Source organism: Ornithinibacter sp. (assembly GCF_035443565.1).
GTDB lineage: Bacteria > Actinomycetota > Actinomycetes > Actinomycetales > Dermatophilaceae > Fodinibacter.
This window is the reverse complement of record NZ_DAORSO010000217.1, coordinates 1-2,778: the sequence shown is the minus strand read 5'-3', so window position 1 is coordinate 2,778 and position 2,778 is coordinate 1. Positions and strand designations below refer to the sequence as shown.

Genomic DNA, 2,778 nt, shown 5'->3' with positions numbered 1-2,778 from the left:
GTAGACCATCGTCTTGCGCAGCGCGCCTGCCATTGAGTGCTCCTTGGTCGTCGGCTCCGCCCATTCGGCGCCGTCCATCGTGACCGAAGTTACCGGTGGGACAGCCGAGATCCGAGGATTGCGGACCCGACACGCAGGTGTGTCGCACCCTCGGCAACCGCGGCCTCGAGGTCACCGCTCATGCCCGCGGACATCCACGTGGCCGCGGGATGAGACCGTCGGATGCCGTCGCGCACCTCCCGCAGGCGGGCGAAGGCGGCACGCGGGTCCTCTCCGAGCGGCGCGACGGCCATCACCCCGCGAAGGCGCAGCGAGGCCGCCTGGGTGACGACGTCGGCCAGGGCCGGGGCCTGGTCGACGGGCACCCCTCCCCTGCCCTCGCTGTCGGACAGGGCCACCTGCACCGTCACGTCCAGGACCCGGCCGGATGCCGTGGCGCCCCGGTCGAGGGCACGCACCACCTTGGCGCGGTCCACGGACTGCACGACGTCCGCGTACCCCGCGACGGAGCCGGCCTTGTTGCTCTGGAGCTGGCCGATGAAGTGGACGCGCAGCCGGTCACGGTGCCTCAGCGAAGCGACCTTGGCGACCGCCTCCTGGTCGCGGTTCTCGCCGATGTCGGTGACGCCGAGGTCGACGAGCAGGTCGACGTCGCCGGCGGGAAAGAACTTCGTGACGACGACGAGGGCGATCTCGTCCGTGCGACCGGCCGCACGTCGGGCCTCGTCGATCCGGTCACGGACGGCGGCGAGGTTTGCGGCCAGCTCGCGCTGACGGGCGGCGGTGGCCGGGTCGCTCACGGGGCGCTCCGGGCGACGACTCCGGCGAAGCGGCCCGTGGGCCCGTCGCGGCGGTAGGAGTAGAGGTCGTGGCGCTCACGGGTGCAGCCCGGGACCCAGCGCACCGCCACTCCTCCCTCTCGCAGCTGGGCCACGACGCCGGCCGCGACGTCGACGGCGGGCGTCCCCGTCCAGGACACCGTCGCCGCCACGGGCTGCACCCGGGCAGCGGCCTCTCGCATCCCCTCGGGCACCTCGTAGCACCGCCCGCAGACCGATGGGCCGACGACGGCGTCGATGGGTCCTGCGCCGAGCAGGCCCATGACCTCGAGGGTGGCCGGCATGACGCCGGCGACGAGGCCGGGTCGGCCGGCGTGGACCGCGGCGACGACACCGGTCCCGGACAGCAGGACGGGGACGCAGTCCGCGACGAGGACGGCGAGGGCGATGTCGACCGAGCGGGTGACGACGGCGTCACACGTCGGCGGTGTCGCCGGCACGGAGTCGACGACGGCGACCCCGGCACCGTGGCACTGGTCCATGTACACCACCGGGCGGCCCAGTCGCTCGGCCAGCGAGGCACGGTTGCGGCTCACCGCCTCGGGGTCGTCGCCGACGTGACCGCCGAGGTTCAGCCCGGCGTACGCCCCGGTGCTCACGCCCGACGAGCGATCCGTGACAGCGCGGACGACACCGCTGCGGTCCTCATGCCAGGCGAACACCCTCCCACCATAGGCGCGCGGGTCGGACATGCACGATGTGGGTCGGACTTCCCCAAGCAGGCAAGCGACGCGAGAAGCGGGCCGGCGTGAACCGGCCCGCTTCGTCGGGGAGTGCTGCGCTGCGACCTACTTGAGGAAGTCCGGCACGTCGAGGTCGTCGCTCTCGTCGAAGGTCACCGTGCGCGGCGGTGCCTGTACGGGCTGCACCGGACGGGCCGGCTCGACCGGAGCCTGGGCCTGCTCGGTCATGACGGCGCCCTCTTCCGGGGCGGCGTTCACCGGAGCCGCGGGCTGACGCTGCGCGGCGGGCGCTGCCACGGGGGCCGCGGCTGCGGGGGCGGAGCGCCCCTGCACCGACCCGAGGGCGCGGTCGTCGGCGCGTCGCGCCGGGGCCCCGCCGTCGAACCCGGCCGCGATGACCGTGACCCGCACCTCGTCACCGAGGGCGTCGTCGATGACGGCACCGAAGATGATGTTGGCCTCGGGGTGCGCGGCCTCCTGCACGAGGCGGGCGGCCTCGTTGATCTCGAAGAGGCCGAGGTCGCTGCCACCCTGGATGGAGAGCAGCACCCCGTGGGCACCGTCGATGCTGGCCTCGAGCAGCGGGCTGGAGATCGCGAGCTCGGCCGCCTGGACGGCACGGTCCTCACCGCGCGCCGAGCCGATACCCATGAGCGCCGATCCGGCGCCCTGCATGACCGACTTCACGTCGGCGAAGTCGAGGTTGATCAGCCCGGGGGTGGTGATGAGGTCGGTGATCCCCTGCACACCGGACAGCAGCACCTGGTCGGCGCTGCGGAACGCATCGAGCATCGACACGCCCCGGTCGCTGATCGACAGCAGCCGGTCGTTCGGGATGACGATGAGGGTGTCGACCTCCTCGCGAAGCTGCGCGATGCCGGTCTCGGCCTGGTTGGCACGACGACGACCCTCGAACGTGAAGGGTCGCGTGACGACGCCGATGGTCAGCGCGCCGAGGCCCCGGGCGATGCGGGCCACGACGGGCGCACCGCCGGTGCCGGTGCCGCCGCCCTCGCCCGCGGTGACGAAGACCATGTCGGCGCCCCGCAGGACCTCCTCGATCTCCTCCGCGTGGTCCTCGGCGGCCTTCTTGCCGACCTCGGGGTCCGCGCCCGCGCCGAGCCCCCGCGTGAGCTCACGGCCGACGTCGAGCTTGACGTCGGCGTCGCTCATGAGGAGAGCCTGCGCGTCGGTGTTCACCGCGATGAACTCGACGCCCTTGAGGCCGACCTCGATCATCCGGTTGATGGCGTTGA

Annotated in this window: 3 protein-coding genes; all 3 read right to left on the bottom strand. The window is 73.0% G+C overall.

Features of this window, described 5'->3' with window-relative positions:
- Window positions 1–89: 89 nt before the first annotated feature.
- Window positions 90–800, bottom strand: coding sequence for a YggS family pyridoxal phosphate-dependent enzyme (locus PLL68_RS13570; protein WP_324534956.1), 711 nt, complete (start codon window positions 798–800; stop codon window positions 90–92).
- Window positions 797–1,501 carry a purine nucleoside phosphorylase YfiH/LACC1 family protein gene (locus PLL68_RS13565; protein ID WP_324534954.1) on the bottom strand — a complete coding sequence of 235 codons (705 nt, stop codon included), beginning with the start codon at window positions 1,499–1,501 and terminating at the stop codon, window positions 797–799. The genes PLL68_RS13570 and PLL68_RS13565 overlap by 4 nt, the downstream gene beginning before the upstream one ends.
- 126 nt (window positions 1,502–1,627) lie before the next feature.
- A partial coding sequence (gene ftsZ, locus PLL68_RS13560; RefSeq protein ID WP_324534952.1) for a cell division protein FtsZ occupies window positions 1,628–2,778 on the bottom strand: 1,151 nt, incomplete at its 5' end.